Raw genomic sequence first — 19475 nt, forward strand, 5'->3', positions numbered from 1 at the left:
GTTTTTTAAGCCTCGCGCAGGGTTTCGATGATCGCGCTGAAGTCCTTATCGGGGTGCTCGACAGCGAAATCGGCGTAGAGACGGGCGGCGTGGCTACCCAGCGGCGCCGACGCTCCGGTCGATTTCACCGCGTCCATCGCCAAGCCCAGGTCTTTGTTCATCAGCGCGGTCGCAAAACCCGGCTTGAAATCGTTGTTCGCCGGCGATGTCGGAACCGGTCCTGGCACCGGGCAATTGGTATGTACCGCCCAACAGTTACCGGTCGCGCCGGTGATCACGTCGAACAGCGACTGCGCCGGTAGCCCAAGCTTCTCGGCCAGCACGAACGCTTCACCGATCGCGATCTGCTGCACCGCGAGCACCATGTTGTTGCACACCTTGGCGGCCTGTCCGGCGCCCGGGCCGCCACAGTGAACTATCTTGCCCGCCATGGGTTTCAACGCCCAGCGGGCACGCTCCACGGCTTCGGCGTCGCCGCCGACCATGAACGCCAGCGTGCCGGCCGCCGCACCCTTCACACCCCCGGAGACCGGCGCGTCGACCTGCGCCATGCCGTGAGACTCGGCCAGCGCGTGGACTTCTCGCGCGTCATCGACCGAGATGGTGGAGCTGTCGACGAACAGGGCACCGGGCCGTGCGGCGGGCAGAATCTCGGCGTAGCAACGTTTGACCACATCACCGCTGGGCAGCATGGTGATCACCACGTCGGCGTCGGCCACCGCCTGGGCCGGGCTGTCGAAGACCGCCGCGCCCTGGCCGGCAGCGGCGTCCGCAGCGGCGGGGGCGGGGTCGAACCCGCGCACCGCGTGGCCCGCTTTCACCAGGTTCGCCGACATCGGCCCGCCCATGTTTCCCAGACCGAGGAACGCAATCGTCAGGAACTCGGTCATGGTCGCCCTTCTAGCACTGGTTCATCCGGCGGCTTATCCCGCAGCTTTGAAACGGGCGGCCTCGGCGCGGCCGACTACTACCCGCATGATCTCGTTGGTCCCTTCCAGGATCCGATGCACCCGCAGATCGCGAACGATCTTTTCCAGACCATACTCCCGCAGGTAACCGTAACCGCCGTGCAGTTGCAGCGCCTTGTCGGCGACTTCGTAGCACGTGTCGGTGACATAGCGCTTGGCCATCGCGCACAGTTCCACCTTGTCGGCGGTGTCCTCGTCGAGCGCATTCGCCGCCCGCCACAACATCATTCGCGATGTCTCCAACCCGGTGGCCATGTCGGCCAGGGTGAACCGGATGGTGGGCTCGTCAATGAGGGCCTTGCCGAACGCGTGGCGCTCGCGCACGTACGCGCCCGCCTTGTCGAACGCGGACTGGCCGCCGCCCAGTGAGCATGCCGCGATGTTCAGCCGGCCACCGTTGAGGCCGTTCATCGCAATGCCGAAGCCGGTGCCCTCGCCGTCGGCGCCGCCCAGCATCGCGTCGGCAGGTACCCGGACGCCCTCGAGGATGACCTGCGCGGTGGGCTGCGCGTTCCAGCCCATCTTCTGTTCCATCGCACCGAAACTCAGCCCAGGCGTGTCCTTTTCGACGACGAACGCCGAAATGCCGCGGGGACCCTCGGATCCGGTTCGGGCCATCACCACGTACACGTCGGACGCGCCGGCGCCGGAGATGAACTGTTTGACGCCGTCGAGTACGTAATCTGAGCCCTGCTTGGCCGCGCGGGTGCTCAGCGCGCTCGCGTCGGAACCGGCGCCTGGCTCGGTCAGGCAATAACTCGCGATGACATCCATCGAGGCCAGTCGCGGCACCCAGCTCTTGCGTTGCTCCTCGGTGCCGTAGCGGTCGATCATCCACGAGCACATGTTGTGAATGGACAGGAACGCGGCGGTGACCGGATCCGCGATGGCCAACTGTTCGAAGATGCGCACGCCGTCGAGTCGCCGCAAGCCGCTGCCACCGACGTCGTCGCGACAGTAGATCGCCGCCATGCCGAGTTCGGCGGCCTCGCGCAGCACATCGGTCGGAAAATGCTTGCTGGCATCCCATTCCAGGGCGAACGGGGCGATGCGCTTTTCGGCGAACGCCGCCGCTGTCTCGGTGATTACCCGTTCTTCGTCGTCAAGAGTGAACATGGTGACCGCTAATCCATTGTCGGGATGGAGAATTCGGCACCATCCTTGATGCCCGATGGCCAGCGCGACGTGACGGTCTTCACCTTCGTGTAGAACTGAATGGACGCGGGGCCGTGCTGGTTCAGGTCGCCGAATCCCGAGCGCTTCCAGCCGCCGAAGGTGTGGTAGGCCACCGGTACCGGGATCGGCACGTTGACGCCGACCATGCCCACTTCAACCCGTGAGGTGAAGTCGCGCGCGGTGTCGCCATCGCGGGTGAAGATGGCCACGCCGTTGCCGTATTCGTGTTCGCTGGGCAGCCGCAAGGCCTCTTCGTAGTCGTGCGCCCGCACGATGCACAACACCGGGCCGAAGATTTCGTCGGTGTAGATGGACATGTCGGTGGTGACCCGGTCGAACAGAGTGGGGCCGATGAAGAAGCCGCCCTCCAGGTTGGCGTCACCGAAAGTCAAGTCGTCGCTTGCCCGTTCACGGCCGTCGATGACCAGTTCGGCGCCGGCGTCCACACCCTGGCCGATGTAGTCGCGCACGCGATTGAGCGCTGCTTCGGTGACCAGCGGGCCGTAGTCGGCCTTGGGGTCCAGGCTGTGGCCGACCCGCAGATTGTTGATTCGCTCGATCAGCCTGGCGCGCAATCGATCCGCGGTTTGCTCGCCCACCGGGACGGCAACGCTGATGGCCATGCACCGCTCGCCGGCGCTGCCGTAGCCGGCGCCGATCAGCGCGTCGACGGCCTGCTCGAGGTCGGCGTCCGGCATGACGATCATGTGATTCTTGGCCCCGCCGAAGCACTGCGATCGCTTCCCGGTGGCCGCGGCATTGGCGTAGATGTACTGCGCGATGTCGGAACTGCCGACGAACCCGACCGCCTTGATGTCCGGGTGCTGCAGGATGGCGTCGACGGCCTCCTTGTCGCCGTGCACCACTTGGAAGACCCCGGGCGGCAGTCCGGCCTCGGTGAACAGCTCGGCGAGGCGCAGCGGAACCGATGGGTCCCGCTCACTTGGCTTGAGTACGAACGCATTTCCGCACGCGAGGGCGGGGCCGGCCTTCCACAGCGGGATCATGGCCGGGAAGTTGAACGGGGTGATCCCCGCGACCACACCGAGGGGTTGGCGCAGCGAGTACACGTCGATGGCCGGCCCGGCGCCCTCGGTGTACTCGCCCTTGAGCAGGTGGGGGATGCCGAGGCAGAACTCGATGACCTCGATGCCGCGCTGGATGTCGCCCTTGGCGTCGGCCACCGTCTTGCCGTGTTCGAGGGACAGCAGCTCGGCAAGCTCGTCGCTGTTCTGGTTGACCAGCTCGATGAACCGCATCAAGACTCGGGCGCGACGCTGTGGATTCCAAGCGGCCCAACCCTTTTGGGCTTCTTTGGCGGATGCGACGGCGGCGTCTACGTCGGCCTGGCCGGCCATCGGCACGGTGGCCTGGACCTCCCCGGTGCTGGGGTTGAGAACGTCGGCGGTGCGGGTGGACTGGCCGGCGGTGCGCTGGCCGTCGATGAAGTGCGGAACCTGTGTGGTCATGGTTGTCCCAGCGGGGTTAGGAGGAGTATAGGAACGATACTTGCATATCCTAGTAAATTGCGGCGGGCGATCGCAAGGCGGTCCGGTGTGCACCTTGCGCCGGACTGTGCTACGATCGAACACATGTGCGAATCGCTTGACTTAGCGGTGGTGCCGGCCGGCGCCGGTGAGGCCGAGTTGATCGCGCGGATCACCGAGCTCGAGCAGATCAAATGCGCCGCGGCGGCCGGGCAGGCCCGCGCGGCGGCGGCCCTGGATGCCGCGCGGCGCGCTACCGAGGCAGCCACCGGGGTGCCCGCGGGCAAGCGGGGCCGCGGGGTGGCCAGCGAGGTCGCCCTAGCCCGCCACGACTCCCCGAACCGCGGCGGTCGCCACCTCGGGTTCGCCAAAGCCCTGGTCCACGAAATGCCCCACACCCTGGCCGCCCTGGAATCCGGGGCGCTCTCGGAATGGCGCGCGACGTTGATCGTGCGCGAATCAGCTTGCCTGGACCTCGAAGATCGACGCAGGCTCGACGCCGAGCTGTGCGCTGACGCGGCGGCGTTGGCCGGCATGGGTGATCGGCGCATCACCGCCGCCGCAAAGACGATTGCTTACCGTCTGGACCCGCACGCGGTCGTCGATCGCGCTGCTAAAGCGGTCGAGGAGCGCACGGTCACCACCCGGCCGGCCCCGGACATGATGACCTGGATCAGCGCACTACTGCCGGTCGCCCAGGGTGTGGGCGTCTACGCGGCGCTCCGCCGCGCCGCCGACACCACCTTCGACGGCCGCTCACGTGGGCAGGTGATGGCCGACACTTTGGTTGAGCGCGTCACCGGCACCCCCGCCAGCGCGGCGGCACCGGTGACGGTCAACGTGGTGATCTCCGATCAGGCGCTGCTCGGCGACGACACCGCGCCGGCCGTCCTCGAGGGCTACGGACCCATCCCCGCCGCAGTGGCCCGCAACATGGTGACCAGCGCGGTGGCCGACCGGAAGTCCAAGGCGACGCTGCGCCGGCTCTATGCCAGTCCTGCCACCGGCGCCCTGGTCGCCCTGGAATCGCGGTCCCGCACCTTCCCGCGCGGCCTGGCCGACTTCATCGGCCTGCGCGACCAAACCTGCCGCACCCCCTACTGCGACGCCCCCATCCGCCACCGCGACCACGCCCAACCCTGCAAACGCCGCGGACCCACCACCGCCACCAACGGCCTGGGACTCTGCGAACACTGCAACTACCTCAAAGAATCACCCGGCTGGACCGTCACCACCCACGACAACAACGGCACCCACACCGCCGCATACGCGACGCCGACCGGTGCGCGGTACCAATCGTCCGCGCCACCGATCTATCCGAAATTCGATATCAGCGAAATCGAAACAGCCATCAGCATCACACTGACCAACCGCCATGCCGCCTAAATCAGGGGCAGGTGGCGTCGACCTCGAAGGTCTTGCTGACCTGTGCGCCCGCGTTGTCGACGCCGGTCGCCGTGCCGGTGATCTGGTAGGTGCTGCCGTTCTTGGTTGCTTTGGCGCTGTTGCCCGGCGCGCCCTCGGTGAAGCTGAGGACCACGCCGTCGACGGTGCCCAGCCCGGCGCTGTGGACCGCGGACCCGTCTTGCTCGAGTCCGACGATGACGCCGATGATCGGATCGCCGATCTGAATGGAGAACTTGCCCTGATACGTCTCGCACACCACTGGGCCGACGGGCTGCGGCTGGCCGCCGATGAGGACCTTGGTCTCCCCGGCCGCTGCGGCGGGCGACGCCGGCACGGTGCCGGAACTGGTGCTGGTCGCGGCCGACGACGAAGCCGAACTCGAAGATGAACTGCCCGAAGACTTCTCGTCCTTCGAGCATCCCGCCATGCCCGCGACCAGCGCCGCGGCGCCAAAGACGATCAACAGCTCTCGCTTCACCAAAGTTCTCCTTCAGTCATTCTGCGGCCCGACGCACGACAGATGCCCAAGCAGTATGGCCGGTGGCGCGGCCTGTTGCACAGACGCCTATTAGCGCCGGCTCGACAAGCCCTTGACGAATGCCTGGGTCTCGTCCCAGGTGGGCAGCAGGCCGGAATCGCGCACTTCGGCGAAGCTGGGGGCCGCGGCGTCGCGGTCCGACAGGCTGGGGGCGGCACCGTCCACCAGCGGCCAGTCGACGGCCAGCGTGGGATCCGTGGCGCGGATGGTGTGTTCGCGCTGGGGATTGTATTCCGCCGAACACAGGTACATCACCGTCGAATCATCTTGCAGCGCAAGGAAACCATGCGCCAACCCCTCGGAGATGTAGATGGTGCGCCGGTCCTTATCGTCCAGCAGGACCGAGTCCCATTCACCGAAAGTCGGCGAACCCAACCGGATATCGACGACGACATCGAATACCGCTCCCCGCACACAGGTGACGTACTTGGCCTGACTCGGCGGCAGCTGGGCGAAGTGCAGGCCACGCAGGACTCCGGCCGACGACACCGAACAGTTGGCCTGCCGCACGTCCAGGCCATGGCCGGCAAAGCCGCGAAAACCCTTGTCGGTCAACCATTCGAAGAACATCCCGCGCGCGTCGCCGTGGATGGTCGGGGTGATCTCCCAGGCCCCCGGGACGCCGAGTTCGCGTACCTTCATCTCACTGACCACGCTGGGCGTAGCGGGCCTCGGCGGCGTCCTTCAGGGGGCGCCACCATGATTCATGGTCCCGGTACCAGTCGATGGTGGCCCGCAAGCCGTCTTCGAAGTCGGTGTGCTTTGGCGCCCAACCCAATTCGTTGTTGAGCAGCGACGGGTCGATGGCGTACCGCAGATCGTGGCCGACGCGGTCGGTGACGTGGTCGAAGTCGTCGGGATCGCGGCCCATCATGCGCAGAATTGTGCGCAGCACGCTCAGATTGTCGCGCTCACCCTCGGAACTGATCAGGTAGGTCTGCCCGATTTTGCCTTTTTCCAGGATCACGCGCACCGCGCTGTTGTGGTCCTCGACGTGGATCCAGTCGCGGACGTTGGCGCCGGCGCCGTAGAGCTTGCACCGCCGGCCGGTCAGCACATTGGTGATCTGACGCGGGATGAACTTCTCGATGTGCTGGTACGGGCCGTAGTTGTTGGAGCAATTGGACAGCGTCGCCCGCACCCCGTAGGACCGCACCCACGCCCGCACCAGCATGTCGCTGCCGGCCTTGGTCGCCGAATAAGGGCTCGACGGGTTGTAGGGCGTTGCCTCGGTGAACCGCTGCGAATCGCCCAGTTCCAGGTCGCCGTAGACCTCGTCGGTGGAGATGTGGTGCAACCGAACCCCGTGGTGCCGAACGGCTTCCAGGATGGTGAACGTTCCCACCACGTTGGTGTGCAGGAACGGCTCCGGGTTGTCCAGAGCATTGTCCACGTGGGATTCGGCGGCGAAATGCACGACGGCGTCGGACTCGGCCACCAACTGCGTCATCAGTTCGGTGTCGCAGATGTCGCCCTCGACGAACCTGATCGAATCCTCGACGTCGGCCAGCGATTCCCGCCGTCCGGCGTAGGTGAGCGCGTCGATCACCGTCACCGAGTCTTCGGGGTGTTCGCGCACCGTGCTGTGCACGAAGTTCGCGCCGATGAAGCCCGCCCCTCCGGTGACCAGCAGTCGCATGGGCACAACCCTAACGGCTGAGGCCCAGTGGTCCTGCCAATTCGCCGAGCACCGGGACCAGCTTCTCGGGGCGTGACGCACCCAGCACCTGGATGGCAACGTGGTCGGCGCCCGCGTCCAGGTGCTCGGTGAGCCGGCGCGCGATGTCCTCGGCAGTGCCGTATGCGACCAGGGCATCGATCAGCCGGTCGCTGCCGGGCTTGCGGACGTCGTCCTCGGTGAACCCCAGCCGCAGCCAGTTGTTCTCGTAGTTGCTCAGGCCCAGGTAGAAGTCGACGAACTTACGGCCGACCGCGCGGGCCTCCTCGGCCTCCGTGGTCAGCACCACCTTGTGCTCGGGTGCCAGGAACACCGAGTTGCCGAGCAGGTGGCGGGCCTTGCCGGTGTGCGTCGGCGTGGTCAGGTACGGGTGAGCTCCCGCACTGCGCTCCGCGGCCAGTTTGAGCACCCGGGGACCCAGCGCGGCCAGCACCCGCCGGCTGGTCGGCACCAGGTCCTTGTCCAGATCGTCGAGATAGGACACCAGCGCGTCGTAGGGCTTCTGGTATTGCTCCGTGTGCTCCGGGTGACCCACCCCGACACCGAGCAGAAACCGCCCCGGGTGCGCGGCTTCGATGCGTTGATACGACGCCGCGACTTCGTCGGCCGGCGCCGACCAGATGTTCACGATCCCGGTGGCCAATTGCAGTGAATCGGTCTGCGCCAGCGCGGGTTCGACCCACGCGAGGTCGGCATCCGGCGATCCGCCGACCCACACCGCGCCGTAACCCAGCGATTCGATGTCGGCCGCCAGCCCCGGGTCCAGCGAGCGGCTGCCCAGCCATACGCCGTACCGGCCCAGGTCAGGTTTGAGGGAAACCGAGTCAGTCATCTGAGCTCCTATACCCGTTTACCGGTACCCGTTATAGCCCGAGCGCGGTGGCCAGTTCGGCCAGCACCGGTACCGGGTCTCGGGCCAGCACCTGGACCGGAACGTGGTCCGCGCCCGCGTCGAGGTGCTCGCGCAGCCGCGCCGCGACGGCGTCGGTGGTTCCGTACGCGACGACGGCGTCGACCAGGCGGTCACTGCCCGGTTTGGCGACGTCATCGTCGGTGAAGCCGAGCCGCTTCCAGTTGTTCAGATAGTTGGCGAGGTTGAGATAGATGCCGAGCGCCTTGCGGCCCACCGCCCGCGCCTGCTCCGGATCGGTGGTCAGCACGACCTTGTGCTCGGGCGCCAGAAAGGCCTGCGGGCCGATCAGCTCGCGCGCCCGGGCGGTGTGCTCGGGGGTGGTCAGATACGGGTGCGCGCCAGCGCTGCGCCGGGCGGACAACTTGAGAACCTGCGGGCCCAGCGCGGCCACCACCCGCCGGTTCTTGGGCACACCGAACTCGTCGAGCTGGTCCAGGTACTCCACCAACGCGTCGTAGGGCTTGCGGTACTCGGTGTGCGCCTCCGGATGACCGACGCCGATCCCCAGCAGGAAACGACCGGGGTAAGCCTTGTCGATCCGGTGGAACGACTCGGCGACCGGCGCTGCGGCTGCCGTCCAGATGTTGACGATCCCGGTGGCCACCTGCAACGTGTTGGTCGCTTCCAGAATCGGCTCCACCCAGTCCAGTTCGGCGGGCGGGGAGCCGCCCACCCAGACCGCGCCGTAGCCGAGGGCTTCGATCTCCCTGGCTTGCTGGGGCGTGACGCCGCGTCCGAACGAGCCGAACCGGCCAAGATCAGGTTTTCCTACAGCAGAATCGGTCATGGTTGCTCCAACCCCCGGGGTGACCTGGCCTATTCCGGGTGTCGGGGCTGCTACGGCGTTTTGCGTCGGGGGCAGCGAAGCGGGTATCGTTGCCCGACGGTGCGGCGTTCGTGCCGGCTCTTGGCGTGCCCAGTCCTGAATTCTGCGGAGTACTTCGCGGAATTTCCATCACCGGCTCACGTTTTGAAGTCAGGACGCCTGCTGCGCCGAACCAGGTGCACGGAAACGAAAAGTAGAGGATCGCCGAAAAGTAATGGCTAAGAAGGACGGCGCCATCGAGGTCGAGGGCCGCGTGGTCGAGCCGCTGCCCAATGCGATGTTTCGCATTGAGCTGGAGAACGGCCATAAAGTACTCGCCCACATCAGCGGCAAGATGCGGCAGCACTACATCCGCATCCTGCCGGAGGACCGGGTGGTAGTGGAGTTGTCTCCCTACGACCTGTCCCGCGGCCGCATTGTGTACCGGTACAAGTAGCAGCGCAAACACCCAGAGAAGAACAGGACCGAGACTGCCGTGAAGGTGAACCCGAGCGTCAAGCCGATCTGTGACAAGTGCAGGGTGATCCGTCGGCACGGACGGGTCATGGTGATCTGCCAGGATCCCCGGCACAAGCAGCGGCAGGGCTGATCAACAGCAGGGCCCGCCTGCCCTACACAACTGAATGCTGACCTCCCAGCACCACTGAGCGGATACGCCGCACAGGACACGCCCGGACGGAGGCCGGGCCCCGCGCACAAGCGGGAACGGACTGGGATAAGACCTCCGCCTAGAAAAAAGAGGAAACGCCACCTATGGCTCGACTAGTAGGCGTCGATCTGCCGCGTGACAAGCGGATGGAGATCGCGCTGACCTATATCTTCGGCATCGGCCGTACCCGCTCGAACGAGATTCTGGCGGCCACCGGCATCGACAAGGACTTGCGCACCAAGGACCTCACCGATGACCAGCTGACTCATCTGCGCGACTACATCGAAGCGAACCTGAAGGTCGAGGGCGACCTGCGCCGCGAGGTGCAGGCCGACATTCGTCGCAAGATCGAGATCGGCTGCTACCAGGGGCTGCGGCACCGCCGCGGCCTGCCGGTACGCGGCCAGCGGACCAAGACCAACGCGCGGACCCGTAAAGGCCCCAAGCGCACCATCGCAGGCAAGAAGAAGGCCAGGTAGTACAGATGCCACCAGCGAAAAAGGGGCAAGCAGGCTCCGCCAAGAAGGGCCAGAAGACCCGCCGCAGGGAAAAGAAGAACGTCCCGCACGGCGCCGCCCACATCAAGAGCACCTTCAACAACACGATCGTGACGATCACCGACCCCCAGGGCAATGTCATCGCCTGGGCGTCTTCGGGTCACGTCGGGTTCAAGGGATCGCGGAAGTCGACGCCGTTCGCCGCCCAGCTGGCCGCGGAGAACGCCGCGCGCAAGGCGCAGGAGCACGGCGTGCGCAAGGTCGACGTGTTCGTCAAGGGCCCGGGCTCCGGCCGGGAGACCGCGATCCGTTCGCTGCAGGCCGCGGGCTTGGAGGTGGGCGCCATCTCCGACGTCACCCCGCAGCCGCACAACGGTGTCCGCCCGCCCAAGCGTCGGCGCGTCTAGGTCTAGGAGGACATACCAATGGCTCGTTACACCGGACCCATCACCCGCAAGTCGCGTCGCCTGGGCACCGACCTCGTCGGCGGCGACCAGTCCTTCGAGAAGCGTCCCTACCCGCCCGGTCAGCACGGCCGCGCCCGGGTCAAGGAGAGCGAATACCGTCAGCAGCTGCAGGAGAAGCAGAAGGCGCGCTTCACCTACGGCGTGATGGAGAAGCAGTTCCGCCGCTACTACGAAGAGGCCGTGCGCCACACCGGCAAGACCGGTGAGGAGCTGCTGAGGATCCTGGAGAGTCGGCTCGACAACGTCGTCTACCGCGCCGGGCTGGCCCGGACCCGGCGGATGGCCCGTCAGCTGGTCACCCACGGTCACTTCACCGTCAACGGGGTCCGCGTCGACGTCCCCAGCTACCGGGTGTCGCAGTACGACATCATCGACGTGCGGGACCAGTCGCTGAACACCGTGCCGTTCCAGATCGCGCGGGAGACCGCGGGCGACCGCCCGATCCCGAGCTGGCTGCAGGTGGTGGGGGAGCGGCAGCGCATCCTGATCCACCAGCTGCCCGAGCGCGCCCAGATCGACGTCCCGCTCACCGAGCAGCTGATCGTCGAGTACTACTCGAAGTAAGACTTCCGGGCCGGCAACCGCCGGAGCGGAATACCTAACGGCATCAAATAGCGGGTGCCGAGAAGGAGAAGAAGAAATACCATGCTGATCTCTCAGCGCCCAACCCTGTCGGAGGAAATCCTCACCGACAACCGGTCCCAGTTCGTCATCGAACCGCTGGAGCCGGGATTCGGCTACACCCTTGGCAATTCGCTGCGTCGCACGCTGCTGTCGTCGATCCCCGGCGCGGCTGTCACCAGCATCCGCATCGACGGCGTCCTGCACGAATTCACCACCGTCCCCGGCGTCAAGGAAGACGTCACCGACATCATCCTGAACCTCAAGAGCCTGGTCGTGTCCTCCGAGGAGGACGAGCCGGTCACCATGTACCTGCGCAAGCAGGGCCCGGGTGAAGTCACCGCGGGCGACATCGTCCCCCCGGCCGGTGTCACGGTGCACAACCCCTCGATGCACATCGCGACGCTGAACGACAAGGGCAAGCTCGAGGTCGAGCTGGTGGTCGAGCGGGGCCGCGGCTACGTGCCGGCCGTGCAGAACCGGGCCTCGGGTGCCGAAATCGGCCGTATCCCAGTCGATTCCATCTACTCGCCGGTGCTCAAGGTGACTTACAAGGTGGACGCCACCCGTGTCGAGCAGCGCACCGACTTCGACAAGCTGATCCTGGACGTCGAGACCAAGAGTTCGATCACGCCGCGCGACGCGCTGGCGTCGGCCGGCAAGACGCTGGTCGAATTGTTCGGCCTGGCACGCGAACTCAACGTCGAGGCCGAGGGCATCGAGATCGGGCCGTCGCCGGCCGAGGCCGACCACATCGCCTCGTTCGCGCTGCCGATCGACGACCTGGACCTGACCGTGCGGTCCTACAACTGCCTCAAGCGCGAGGGCGTGCACACCGTCGGCGAACTGGTCTCGCGCACCGAGTCCGACCTGCTCGACATCCGCAACTTCGGTCAGAAGTCCATCGACGAGGTGAAGGTCAAGCTGCACCAGCTGGGTCTGTCGCTCAAGGACAGCCCGCCCAGCTTCGACCCGTCGGAGGTCGCCGGTTACGACGTCGCCACCGGCACCTGGTCCACCGAGGCCGCCTACGACGACCAGGACTACGCGGAAACCGAACAGCTCTAAGCCATTCCGTCCCGGTCCTACCTGATACGGGGACCGGCCCCACATAGGAGAAGTCGCAATGCCCAAGCCCACCAAGGGTCCTCGCCTCGGCGGGTCGTCGTCGCATCAGAAGGCGATTCTGGCCAACCTGGCCACGTCGTTGTTCGAGCACGGCCGGATCAAAACCACCGAGCCCAAGGCGCGGGCGCTGCGGCCCTACGCGGAGAAGCTGATCACCCACGCCAAGAAGGGCAGCTTGCACAATCGGCGTGAGGTTATGAAGAAGATCCGCGACAAGGACGTCGTGCACACCTTGTTCGCCGAGATCGGACCCTTCTTCTCCGATCGCGAGGGCGGCTACACCCGCATCATCAAGGTCGAGCCGCGCAAGGGTGACAACGCTCCGATGGCGGTGATCGAGCTGGTGCGGGAGAAGACCGTCACTTCGGAGGCCGACCGGGCGCGCCGGGTAGCCGCCCAGCAGGCCAAGACCCAGAAGGACGCACCGCCGGCAGCCACCGAAACGGCGGCCGCGGCGCCGCAGGCCGCGGTCGAGCCGGAGGCCGTCGAGGAATCGGCCGCCGCTGACGAGGCGGCCACGGAGGCCGCCCCCGAGACCGCTGCGGCAGCGCCGCAGGCGAGTGTCGAAGAGTCCGACGAGGTCGGAGAGTCCGAAGAGGCCGAAGGGGCCGCCGAGAATTAGCGAGTCCGTCCGTCTGCGGCTCGACATCGCCTACGACGGAACAGATTTCGCGGGCTGGGCGGCACAAGCCGAGCAACGCACGGTCGCCGGCGTCCTCGATGAGGCGCTGGCGACCGTGTTTCGCTGTCCGATCCAGGTTCGCGCGGCAGGACGCACCGACGCCGGCGTGCATGCCACCGGGCAGGTGGCCCACCTCGACGTGCCCGCCGATGCCGTGCCCAACGCCTACTCGCGAAACACGCGCCCGGAGGATCCGGAGTTTCTACCGCTGGTGCGCCGGCTCGCCAGATTCCTGCCCGCAGATGTTCGGGTGCTCCATATCGCCCGTGCGCCAGCGGGTTTCGACGCCCGATTCTCGGCGCTGCGCCGCCATTACGCCTACCGGCTGTCGACCGCGCCCTACGGGGTGGTGCCGCAGCTGGCGCGTTTCGTCACCGCCTGGCCGCGCGAGCTGGACCTCGACGCGATGACCGTCGCAGCACGAAACATGTTGGGACTGCACGACTTCGCAGCGTTCTGCCGTCATCGCGAAGGCGCCACCACCATCCGCGAGCTGCAAAGACTGGACTGGTCGCGAGATGGGGACCTGATCACCGCGCAGGTCAGTGCCGACGCGTTCTGCTGGTCGATGGTGCGCTCGCTGGTGGGCGCGCTGCTGGCCGTCGGTGAGCACCGGCGCACACCGCAATGGTGTGTTGAACTGCTCACCGCGACAACCAGATCCAGTGACTTCGCGGCTGCGCCGCCGCAAGGGCTGACGCTGGTCGCGGTGGACTACCCGCCGGACGACCAGCTCGCGGCCCGCAACCTGATCACCCGCGACATCCGGTCCCGAAGCTAAAGCTTGCCCGCAACAAACCCGGCGGCCTGATCCACCAGGCCGGAATCGATGTACGACGGCTGCAGGTGTGACGGCCAGTTCGTGCCCTTGCCGCAGATAGGGTCGCCCTGCGCGCACTGGTCGATCGTCTTGCCCGCGTAGGCCGGAGCAACTCCGTGGGTGCCGTTGCCGAACAACGCGACCGCCGCGACGTGCTGATCCACCCCCGGCGGGATGCGGCCCCAGGTGGCCAGGTCGGCCACCTCGGCGCCCAGGGAATACCCGCCGAGCACCTCGCGGGTGTTCGGGCAGCCTTTCGCCATCGATTGGACGTGCTGGCTCATATCGTTGGCGCCACTGTCGACGGAGATGTTGGCCGGATAGTTGACTCCATACACCCCGATGGGCAAGCTTGTCTTGCCCCGCAGCGAACTGACCAGAGCGTCGCCGACGGCACCGACCCCGGGTGGCTCCTCGCGGCCGCGGGCGAACACCACCTCGACACCCGGGCACGACGCGGCCACCGCGGGTGCCGCGGCGATCATCGGTGTGAACGACAGCAACGGGAAAATCGCAAAACCGGTCAAGCGAGCAAACGGATCGAGCCTCATGATCCGATGTTACGGATTGACGCGAAATCGGCCAGCAGAGTTAGCCGGCGGCCTTATACGACGGGGGCCTGCGGGATCGATCCCGGCGATCCCGGCGACCCCGGCGTCTGGGGCGTCTGGGGCGTCTGGGGCACCGATCCCGGGTACTGGGGGAACTGCGGAACCGCAGGCACCGACCCCGGCAGCTGGGGTGAGTAGCCGGGAATCTGCCCGGGCAGGTGCGGGGTAGCCCCAGCCGTCAGTCTCTGGGCGACGAAGGTGGCCCCCAGGGTGGTGTACGTCGGGACGTAGCCCTCGGTGTGCCCGCTCCACTCGTTGCCGGAGCCGGCGTGGCAGATCGGGTCCATCGGGTTGCAGTAGTCGACAGCCTTGGCGCCCAGCAGCGCGCTCTTGTTCGGCAACGATCCGCCGGCACGGTCGGCGACGTCACCGAAGGTCACCACCGCCACGACATTGTCGACGTACTGCGGCGGCAGCGAGCTACCCCAGCTGATGCCGCCGATCGGAACGCCGGCAACGATGTCCATCACCGACGCGCCCTGCGAGTATCCGCCCAACACGATCTTGGTGTTCGGGCACGACGACACCGTCGCCTTGACATGGGAAATCACGTCGTTTGCCCCGTCGCCGCCATGCAACTGCAGCTTGCTGGCGGCGTAGTTGACCCCATAAGTCCCGATGTTCAACCCGCTGGTCTGCGCGCGGAGCGAGTCGACGAAGGCGTCGCCCACCCGGCCCATACCCGTGGGCTCGTTGGTGCCGCGGGCGAAAACCACCTCGGCGTCCGGGCAGTCGGCGGCTGAGGCCACCGGCAGGGCAGCACCCGGGATGAGCGCGACAGCGCCCGCCACTGCGGCGGCCAGAGCTAGGGTGCCGGTGCCGGCCCGACCGGCCGTCCGGATGAATTGCAGAAGCACGTCGAGATTTTACCCGCGGCCGGGCCGGGCAAAACCTTTCGCAGCTGTGGATGAACGGTGAATCCGGGCTGGGCGCAGGCCCTACCGTTGCGGGTGATTCGGGCAAGTCTGGGGAGATTCAGTGCCGCGCCAAGCGTCCACCTGGCTGCATACCAGCGGCCACCGGTTCCTGCTGCGGCGCATCGAGAGCGCATTGCTGGGCGAGGATCCGGGGTCGATCAGCGAGCCCCCGCGCGCACCCGCGGCGGCGCTGGCACTCGGATGCGTCCTGGCGGTCGCTGCGCTGCTGGGATGCGCGTGCCTGGCGTTGCTGCGGCCACAGCCCGGGCTCGGCGACGTGCGACTGGTGATGGGCCGGCAATCCGGAGCCTTGTATGTGCGGCTCGCCGACACGTGGCATCCGGTGCTGAACCTGGCGTCGGCTCGGTTGATCCTGGCGGCCGCGGCCGACCCGGTACCGGTGCGCGAGTCCGAGCTCGAGCACACCAAACGTGGCGCGCTGCTGGGGATTCCGGGTGCACCGCAGTTCATCCCCGCGCCGTTGCCGGAGCGCGGGTCGACCTGGACGATCTGCGACAGTGACCCCGGACCGGAGACCACGGTGATCATCGGAACCGCGACCGATGCATCCGTGCGTCGTCTGGACCCCGGACACGCCGCCGTGGTCAGCACCGGCCCGGGCTCGCCGACTTTTCTGCTCTACCGGGGCCTGCGCGCGGCGGTAGATCTGGCCGATCCGGCCGTCCGGCAGGTGCTGGGACTGGCGGAGCCGGCACCGCAACGCGCTTCGCAGTCGTTGCTGAACGCGATCCCCGAGGCCCCACCCATCGCCGCGCCGCGCATCCCCGGCGCAGGTGCGCCGGCGGGACCCTGGCTGCCCGACCTGAAAATCGGCAGTGTGCTGCGAATCACACGTGCATCGGGTGACGAATATTACGTCGTGCTTGCCGACGGGGTGCAGCGCATCGGCCGCGTCGCCGCCGACCTGCTGCGCATCATCGACTCGCACCGCAGCACGCAGCCCGTCGCCGTGGCGCCCGACGTGATCCGGGGGGTTCCAGTGGTGCACACGCTGCCGGTCGCCGGCATTGCCGAACAGGCGCCCAGCGGCTACTCCACCGACGCCACAGTGTGTGCGGCATGGACGCCCGGACCGTCCGGTGCCGCGGACGTCGGGCTGCTGACCGGCGCCGGCCCGCCGGTCGGCCAGGCTTTCAAGCTGGCGCAGGCCGACGGCCGCGGCCCTGCCGTCGACGCCGTCCATCTCCCGCCGGGCCGAAGTGTCTACGTGGCGGCGCAGAGCCTCACCGGAACCGGCGCCCGGGTCGCGACCCGCTATCTCGTGACCGACACCGGGGTGCGGTTCGCGATCCACGACGACGACGCCGCTCGCGCCCTCGGGCTGCCGGCCACGACCGCCGCCGCGCCGTGGCCGATCCTTGCCGCGCTGCCGTGCGGGCCGGAATTGAGTCGGGAAAAGGCCTTAGTCGCCCACGACGCGATTGTCGCCGGAGCGCGCTGACCGCGTACCTCTCAGCGCGGTGGAGCAGACCGCCGCCAGCAACACCAGCAGGCAGATCCCGGCGCCACCGAACGCGGTGCCGCGTGAGCGGTCGACCGACGGGTCGCGACGGCCGGCGGGCGGCGCCGGCACCTCGACCGACGGCGGCTTCGACTCGTGGGAGGCCGGGCCGGCCGCCCCGGTGGTGTCCGTGCCGATAGCGGCGAGCGCGTCGACCGTGCCGTGGCCCACCACCGGATCCCAGCCGCCGGGCGGATGGTGAGCGGTCGACTCGATGCGCTGCATCACCTGACGCGCGGTGAGCGCCGGGAACCGGGCCCGAATCAGCGCGGCCAGCCCGCTGACAACCGGTGCGGCGTAGCTGGTTCCCGACAGGGGCGCCGATTCGTTGTCCGCGTTGACCGTCTCGTCGGTGACCGGGCTCAGCGAGGTGACCTCCTCGCCGGTCGCCGCGACGTCCACCCACGGCCCGGGCAGGGTGAACGCTGAAGGGGCGCCGCGGGAATCGACCGATCCGACCGTCAGCACGTAGTCGTCGTACCACGCCGGGCTCACCACCACCGAGACGGTCTCACGGGTGACACCGGGCGCCTGGGGCGGGCATTGGCCGGGCCCGCCGGTGTTGCCGGCCGCGGCCACCACGACGATGTTCTTGACGTCGACCGCGTACGCCAGGGCAGCCCCGAGGGCGCGGTCGTCGAGATTGTCGGTGACCGCGACGCACGCGACCGGCGAGATGTTGATGACGGTGGCGCCCAGATCGGCGGCGGTACGCACCGCCCTGGCCAGGGTTTGGACGTCCCCGACACCGGTACCCGAGCCGACCGGACCGAATTTGGCGCTCGATTGCCGGATGCTGATCAGCGTGACGTCGGGCGCCACGCCGCCGAACTTGTCGACGCCGGGAGCGGTGGTGGCAGCGATGATTCCGGCCACCAGCGTGCCGTGGGCGTCGCAGTCCTGGGTGCCGTCGCCGGTGGACACATAGTCGCCGCCGCCCACCAGGTTCTGCAGCCGCGGGTGCCGGCGGACGCCGGTGTCGACGACCGCCACCCGTTGCCCGGCGCCGCGGGTGAACTGCCAGATCCGCGGCAGATCGAGGTCGGCGAGTTGGCTGGGCGGCCCGGTCCTGGCCGGGTCGTCGATGGCTGCGGCGCACACCTCGCGCTGCACGGTGCGCTGCGGGGGCGCCGGGGAAGTTGCTGCGGGCAGCAGCTTTTCGTCGACCGGAGGCGGTGTCACCGCGGATGCCGGCGCGGCACAATTGGCAGCCGCAAACGCCATCGCCACGGAGATGCACGCCGCCCGGTACGGCCTCACGGCTGCAGGCTCAGGGCGCGGACCGCGCTGAACGCACCACACGTCCAGCACGCCAGCGGTACCGCGGCGGCCAGTGCGATACAGCCCAACACGTCGACGCCACGACGCGTGATGGGTGAGGGTGCGAATGTGGGAGCGAGGAAGCCCACATACAGTGCGGCCGCGGTCAGGGTCACCGTCAGTGCCACCAGCCATGGGCCGCACCGGGGCGCACCGGCCACGGCGAGGGCCAATGTTGTTGTGCTGGTGGCAATTGCGGCCACCAGGAAGACGAGCGATCTGCGCCGGTCGGTTCGCGCATGCAGCAGCAGCGCAGCGCCGGTGAGTGCGGCCAGCGGGATGGCGCGATGAGCGGTGCATGCGGCCGTCGTGGCGCCCAGCGCCGCGACCGCTGCGAAGCCGGCGCGCAGGCTGGTCAACCAATTCTCGGCCCGTCGCGTTCGGTCGGCCAGCTCTGCTGCGCTGCGGGCCGGGCCGGGCGACAGGCCGGCCAACATCATGGACATCCGCGGCGCCATCTCGATCAGTCCCAGGCAGGCGACGGCGGTCACCGACGCGGTCACGTCAAGCCGAGTCCCGGTGAGAACCGCCGCCAGTGCGGCCAGCGCCACGACGATGGCCGCACCCGCCAGGGCGGTCAAAGTGACTACACCGCAGCGCGCTAGGCGCAGCGCCAGCACAGCGGTGACTGCCGTGGCCATCGCCGCCAGCAACACGGCGGGAGCACCCGGGACGCCGGGCACCGCCAGCAGACCGGCTACGGCGGCGAACGTCGTGGCGAGAATCGCCAATGTCAGTTCTGCGATCGGATCATGAAACACATTGCGAAACAGAGCAATAGCGAACAGGGCGGCCAGAGCGGCGGTGGCTGCGGCAAGTACGGTGCCGTTGGACTCCGTCGCGACGGTGAACGCATTGCGGACCATGACCAGCGCGCCGGTAACGGTGAATGCGACGGCGGTTAGGGCGCCACCGACCCGGTTCACCGGCAGGCCAGTTGTGGTCTTGAGGCCGGCTGCCACCGCCTCGGCGTCGTCGTCGTGACGAGGTGCCGGCGGCGGAGTGCTCTGTTCGGCGAGGACCAGGACAGCGCCGTCGCGGATATCGTTCTGCGCCAGCGTCGTCGAACCCGGTAACGGAGCGCAGCCGACGCGGGAGAGCCGGTGGCGGCCCAGGGTGGGGCCGCCCAGGACGTCGAGGATCGACGGAATGAGCTCGGCGACGGGCATGGTGGCGGGCAGCGTCAGGTCAGTGCTGGTACCCCCGCAGTGAACGGTGACACGACATGGTGATGCGCTCATCGCTGAC

Annotated in this window: 22 protein-coding genes; 10 read left to right on the forward strand and 12 right to left on the reverse strand. The window is 67.8% G+C overall.

Annotated features, from left to right (window positions below):
• Positions 1–5 precede the first annotated feature (5 nt).
• The 3 genes from mmsB to MKCMC460_RS06625 are packed head-to-tail and all read right to left on the reverse strand — an operon-like array spanning position 6 to position 3613.
• Entirely contained in the window at positions 6–890 is an 885-nt protein-coding gene (gene mmsB, locus MKCMC460_RS06615) for a 3-hydroxyisobutyrate dehydrogenase (protein WP_236981209.1), read from the reverse strand.
• Positions 891–923: 33 nt separating this feature from the next.
• Positions 924–2084, reverse strand: a complete 1161-nt coding sequence (locus tag MKCMC460_RS06620) for an acyl-CoA dehydrogenase family protein (protein WP_236981210.1) — start codon at positions 2082–2084, stop codon at positions 924–926.
• An 8-nt stretch (positions 2085–2092) separates the two neighbouring features.
• Positions 2093–3613 (reverse strand): CoA-acylating methylmalonate-semialdehyde dehydrogenase, encoded by a 1521-nt coding sequence (locus MKCMC460_RS06625; protein WP_236981211.1) that lies wholly within the window; start codon positions 3611–3613, stop codon positions 2093–2095.
• A 123-nt stretch (positions 3614–3736) separates the two neighbouring features.
• On the opposite strand from MKCMC460_RS06625, the gene MKCMC460_RS06630 reads away from it, so the two are divergent.
• Entirely contained in the window at positions 3737–5017 is a 1281-nt protein-coding gene (locus tag MKCMC460_RS06630) for a DUF222 domain-containing protein (RefSeq protein ID WP_238305418.1), read from the forward strand.
• A 1-nt stretch (position 5018) separates the two neighbouring features.
• On the opposite strand, the gene MKCMC460_RS06635 is transcribed toward MKCMC460_RS06630, so the two are convergent.
• The 5 genes from MKCMC460_RS06635 to MKCMC460_RS06655 form a co-directional block, all read right to left on the reverse strand.
• Complete coding sequence (locus MKCMC460_RS06635) at positions 5019–5516, reverse strand: lipoprotein LpqH (protein ID WP_236981212.1); 498 nt, start codon at positions 5514–5516, stop codon at positions 5019–5021.
• 90 nt (positions 5517–5606) lie between these two features.
• Positions 5607–6218 (reverse strand): dTDP-4-dehydrorhamnose 3,5-epimerase, encoded by a 612-nt coding sequence (gene rfbC, locus MKCMC460_RS06640; protein WP_236981213.1) that lies wholly within the window; start codon positions 6216–6218, stop codon positions 5607–5609.
• A 1-nt stretch (position 6219) separates the two neighbouring features.
• Positions 6220–7215 carry a dTDP-glucose 4,6-dehydratase gene (rfbB, locus tag MKCMC460_RS06645; RefSeq protein ID WP_236981214.1) on the reverse strand — a complete coding sequence of 332 codons (996 nt, stop codon included), beginning with the start codon at positions 7213–7215 and terminating at the stop codon, positions 6220–6222.
• A gap of 10 nt (positions 7216–7225) precedes the next feature.
• Positions 7226–8086: an LLM class F420-dependent oxidoreductase gene (locus MKCMC460_RS06650; protein WP_236981215.1), complete on the reverse strand. Its 861-nt coding sequence runs from the start codon at positions 8084–8086 to the stop codon at positions 7226–7228.
• Between the two features lie 31 nt (positions 8087–8117).
• Positions 8118–8954 carry an LLM class F420-dependent oxidoreductase gene (locus MKCMC460_RS06655; RefSeq protein WP_236981216.1) on the reverse strand — a complete coding sequence of 279 codons (837 nt, stop codon included), beginning with the start codon at positions 8952–8954 and terminating at the stop codon, positions 8118–8120.
• A gap of 253 nt (positions 8955–9207) precedes the next feature.
• Here MKCMC460_RS06655 and infA point away from each other — a divergent pair, with 253 nt between their 5' ends.
• From infA to truA, 8 genes are all read left to right on the forward strand, one after another.
• Entirely contained in the window at positions 9208–9429 is a 222-nt protein-coding gene (infA, locus tag MKCMC460_RS06660; protein ID WP_003418601.1) for a translation initiation factor IF-1, read from the forward strand.
• A 39-nt stretch (positions 9430–9468) separates the two neighbouring features.
• Positions 9469–9582: a 50S ribosomal protein L36 gene (gene rpmJ / locus MKCMC460_RS06665; protein WP_003886927.1), complete on the forward strand. Its 114-nt coding sequence runs from the start codon at positions 9469–9471 to the stop codon at positions 9580–9582.
• Between the two features lie 164 nt (positions 9583–9746).
• Positions 9747–10121 carry a 30S ribosomal protein S13 gene (gene rpsM, locus MKCMC460_RS06670; RefSeq protein ID WP_036352829.1) on the forward strand — a complete coding sequence of 125 codons (375 nt, stop codon included), beginning with the start codon at positions 9747–9749 and terminating at the stop codon, positions 10119–10121.
• A gap of 5 nt (positions 10122–10126) precedes the next feature.
• On the forward strand, positions 10127–10546 hold the full coding sequence (rpsK, locus tag MKCMC460_RS06675) for a 30S ribosomal protein S11 (RefSeq protein ID WP_065143524.1): 420 nt from the start codon (positions 10127–10129) through the stop codon (positions 10544–10546).
• An 18-nt stretch (positions 10547–10564) separates the two neighbouring features.
• On the forward strand, positions 10565–11170 hold the full coding sequence (rpsD, locus tag MKCMC460_RS06680; RefSeq protein WP_238305420.1) for a 30S ribosomal protein S4: 606 nt from the start codon (positions 10565–10567) through the stop codon (positions 11168–11170).
• 81 nt (positions 11171–11251) lie between these two features.
• Entirely contained in the window at positions 11252–12295 is a 1044-nt protein-coding gene (locus tag MKCMC460_RS06685) for a DNA-directed RNA polymerase subunit alpha (protein ID WP_236981217.1), read from the forward strand.
• 58 nt (positions 12296–12353) lie between these two features.
• Positions 12354–12977: a 50S ribosomal protein L17 gene (gene rplQ / locus MKCMC460_RS06690; RefSeq protein WP_238305422.1), complete on the forward strand. Its 624-nt coding sequence runs from the start codon at positions 12354–12356 to the stop codon at positions 12975–12977.
• Positions 12973–13818 carry a tRNA pseudouridine(38-40) synthase TruA gene (truA, locus tag MKCMC460_RS06695; protein ID WP_236983832.1) on the forward strand — a complete coding sequence of 282 codons (846 nt, stop codon included), beginning with the start codon at positions 12973–12975 and terminating at the stop codon, positions 13816–13818. Before rplQ ends, truA begins: the two co-directional genes overlap by 5 nt.
• Here the strand turns inward: truA and MKCMC460_RS06700 are convergent.
• Positions 13815–14342, reverse strand: a complete 528-nt coding sequence (locus MKCMC460_RS06700; protein WP_238305964.1) for a cutinase family protein — start codon at positions 14340–14342, stop codon at positions 13815–13817. The genes truA and MKCMC460_RS06700 overlap by 4 nt on opposite strands.
• A 119-nt stretch (positions 14343–14461) precedes the next feature.
• A complete protein-coding gene (locus MKCMC460_RS06705; RefSeq protein ID WP_370653145.1) occupies positions 14462–15310 on the reverse strand; it encodes a cutinase family protein in 849 nt (282 codons plus the stop codon).
• Between the two features lie 136 nt (positions 15311–15446).
• Here MKCMC460_RS06705 and eccB point away from each other — a divergent pair, with 136 nt between their 5' ends.
• Positions 15447–16847, forward strand: coding sequence for a type VII secretion protein EccB (eccB, locus tag MKCMC460_RS06710; protein ID WP_238305424.1), 1401 nt, complete (start codon positions 15447–15449; stop codon positions 16845–16847).
• Here eccB and mycP read toward each other — a convergent pair.
• Together mycP and eccD are read right to left on the reverse strand one after the other, a co-directional pair.
• Positions 16809–18131, reverse strand: a complete 1323-nt coding sequence (mycP, locus tag MKCMC460_RS06715; RefSeq protein ID WP_238305966.1) for a type VII secretion-associated serine protease mycosin — start codon at positions 18129–18131, stop codon at positions 16809–16811. The two genes, eccB and mycP, sit on opposite strands and share 39 nt — an antisense overlap.
• Before the next feature lie 32 nt (positions 18132–18163).
• Positions 18164–19468 (reverse strand): type VII secretion integral membrane protein EccD, encoded by a 1305-nt coding sequence (gene eccD, locus MKCMC460_RS06720; protein ID WP_236981218.1) that lies wholly within the window; start codon positions 19466–19468, stop codon positions 18164–18166.
• Positions 19469–19475 lie beyond the last annotated feature (7 nt).

The organism is Mycobacterium sp. 20KCMC460 (assembly GCF_022179425.1).
GTDB classification, from domain to species: domain Bacteria; phylum Actinomycetota; class Actinomycetes; order Mycobacteriales; family Mycobacteriaceae; genus Mycobacterium; species Mycobacterium kiyosense.